The 2,975-nt window shown below is 62.4% G+C and carries 3 protein-coding genes and 1 tRNA gene; all 4 read left to right on the plus strand.

Annotated features, from left to right (window positions below):
- The first annotated feature begins 74 nt into the window (after nt 1-74).
- On the plus strand, nt 75-962 hold the full coding sequence (gene ispE / locus ACY693_RS17530) for a 4-(cytidine 5'-diphospho)-2-C-methyl-D-erythritol kinase (protein WP_462323098.1): 888 nt from the start codon (nt 75-77) through the stop codon (nt 960-962).
- Between the two features lie 27 nt (nt 963-989).
- A tRNA-Gln gene (locus tag ACY693_RS17535) sits at nt 990-1,064 on the plus strand.
- Nucleotides 1,065-1,123: 59 nt separating this feature from the next.
- A complete protein-coding gene (locus ACY693_RS17540; RefSeq protein ID WP_462323100.1) occupies nt 1,124-2,077 on the plus strand; it encodes a ribose-phosphate diphosphokinase in 954 nt (317 codons plus the stop codon).
- Nucleotides 2,078-2,198: 121 nt separating this feature from the next.
- Entirely contained in the window at nt 2,199-2,825 is a 627-nt protein-coding gene (locus ACY693_RS17545) for a 50S ribosomal protein L25/general stress protein Ctc (RefSeq protein ID WP_462323099.1), read from the plus strand.
- The last annotated feature ends 150 nt before the right edge of the window (nt 2,826-2,975 follow it).

Genomic DNA, 2,975 nt, shown 5'->3' on the forward strand with positions numbered 1-2,975 from the left:
TTGGATGAAGCCCCAGAGCACGAATATCTGCTGCGGGTGCTCAGCCGTTTCCGCGTCTCGCAATCCGAAAACTGATGTCAGAGGCATCCGTACCGAGGCCGCGGCCAGATGACGACGGCGCTTGGCTGGCACCTGCAAAGCTCAACCTGATGCTGCGGGTGATCGGACGTCGCGCCGACGGCTATCACCAACTACAGACGGTGTTTCAGTTCATCGACCGTTGTGATCGGCTGTGCTTCGAGCCATGCAGCGATGGGCGCATCGAGCGGCTTGATGGCCCCGCCGAGATCCCTCCTCAGGAGGATCTGGTGGTTCGCGCTGCGCGGGCACTGGCAGAGGCGAGCGGCTGTCGCTCTGGCGTTGGTATTCGGGTCGACAAGCGCTTGCCGATGGGCGGTGGCCTCGGTGGCGGCAGCTCGGACGCGGCGACCACATTGCATGCGCTGAACCAGGTCTGGGGGACTGGGCTGCCGATCGAGCGCCTCGCTGAGATCGGATTGCGGCTTGGGGCGGATGTGCCGGTCTTCGTCCGCGGTACCGCGGCTTGGGGTGAGGGTGTTGGCGAGACTCTGGTGCCGGTTGAGCTGCCGTTGCCCTGGTACCTGGTGCTGGTGCCGAACAGCCATGTCGCAACGGCGGAGGTGTTCGGGGACCCGGGATTGACAAGAGACTCGGCTCCAATCACACTAGGCGACTTTCTGCGCGGCAATGCCGTTAATGACTGCCTTCACACCGTACTCAACAAGTACCCCAAGGTTGAACAGGCATACCGTTGGCTTGCCGATCGTGCTGAAGCAAAACTCACTGGAACCGGTGCTTGCTTGTTCGCGGCGCTGCCGACTCGGGCGCAGGCTGAGCAGCTGCTCGCCGAGGTTCCATCCGAGATCCCGGCCTTTGTTGCTCGCGGCCAAAATCGGTCGCCGTTATTCGCCGGGGCTTCGAGTGCGGTGCCTGCAGACTGATAATCGATCCGTATCGGGTCCATCCATTGGGGCGTCGCCAAGCGGTAAGGCACTGGGTTTTGATCCCAGCATTCCCAGGTTCGAATCCTGGCGCCCCAGCCATTCTTCTACCACGCCAAGAGTGGCCATAAACGGTGCCGCTTGAGACCAAAGGACAATCCGTGCAGGCCAGTGCCATGATGGTGTTCTCTGGGAACGCCAACCCGGCGCTCGCCGCTGAGATCGTGGCCCACCTCGGGCTGCCGTTGGGCAAGGCCGTCGTCGGCCAGTTCAGCGATGGCGAGGTGATGACCGAGATCCAAGAGAACGTGCGCGGGCGCGATATCTTCATCGTGCAGCCGACCTGCGCGCCCACCAACGACAATCTCCTCGAGTTGTTGGTGATGATCGATGCGCTGCGCTGGGCCTCGGCCAAGCGGATCACCGCGGTGATCCCCTATTTCGGCTATGCGCGCCAGGATCGGCGCCCGCGCTCGGCACGTGTGCCGATCACGGCTCGGCTGGTGGCCAAGATGATCGGCTCAGCAGGGGCCGACCGCGTGTTGACGGTCGATCTGCACGCCGACCAGATCCAAGGCTTCTTCGACATCCCGGTCGATAACGTCTACGCCTCGCCGATCCTGCTCGGCGATATCTGGCGGCAGAAGCACGAGGGTCTGATGGTGGTTTCGCCGGACGTCGGCGGTGTCGTGCGCGCCCGGGCGCTCGCGAAGCGGCTCGATGACGCCGACCTCGCCATCATCGACAAGCGTAGGCCGCGCGCCAACGAGGCCAAGGTGATGAATATCATCGGCGATGTGCGAGGACGTTCCTGCGTGCTCGTCGATGATCTGGTCGATACCGCTGGCACGCTCTGTCAGGCCGCTGCCGCACTGAAGGCGCAGGGCGCCTCACGCGTTCAAGCCTACTGTACCCATGCGGTGCTGTCGGGTCCGGCGGTCGACAACATCTCGGTCTCGGCGCTGGATGAGCTGGTAGTGACCAATACTATTCCACTCCGGCCTGAGGCGCGCGATTGCCCGAAGATCCGCGCGCTGGGCATCGGCGAGCTGCTTGCCGAGACCATGCGTCGCGTCTCGAATGAAGAGTCGGTGAGCTCACTGTTTGTCGACTAGCCGATCGACTGGCGGGTCGATTCATTGAGGTAGACGCGGTCGCTCCGCGTCACCTGTTCTGGCGCCGGCATCTGGTCGCGGATGCCGGCGTTTTATTGTTGTTAAATCTGGAGACTCAGCCATGAGTGATCTGTTAGAAGTCTTGGCACAGCCGCGGAGCGATACGGGGAAGGGTGCGAGCCGCCGCCTGCGTCGCACCGGCTTGGTGCCAGGCATCGTCTACGGTGGTAACGCCGAGCCGACGATGATCTCGGTGCGGCATAACGAGCTGGATCGCCAGCTCGACCATGAGGCGTTCTACTCCAGCCTCCTGGACCTCAAGCTTGGTAATGGGACGACAAAGGTCGTGCTCAAGGACCTGCAGCGACATCCGGCGAAGCCGTTCGTCTTGCATGTGGATTTCCTGCGTGTGAGCAGCGATGAGAAGCTGCGCCTGACGATCCCGATCCATTTCCACAACGAGCAGACTTGTCCTGGCGTCAAGATGGGCGGAAAGGTCTCGCACAATGTCACTGAGATCGAGGTGAGCTGCTTACCGGCCGATCTGCCCGAGTATCTGAGCGTCGATATGGGGGAAATGGGCCTAGGTGACATCGTCCATGTCTCTGAGCTACAGCTGCCGCCAAACGTCGAGTTGACGCATTCGCTCGATCCGGAAACCCCGGTGGTGATGATCTACGCGCCGCAGGCCGAGAGTACCGGCGATGAAGGCGCTGAGGATGCTGCCGGTGGTGAGGAGACTAGCTAAGACGGCTCCGCGGGGGCGCTGCCGTACTGATTGTTTGTGTTAATCGGCGGGCGGGCGCTCCCTGTCTAGGTAGCGTCCGCGCAATACGGCTATGTTATACCCATCGCAGATCGGTTTTCGGCATTCTGAGCCCGCTCCGGGTCGGGCAGC

The sequence above is a fragment of the Halochromatium sp. genome, assembly GCF_054919635.1.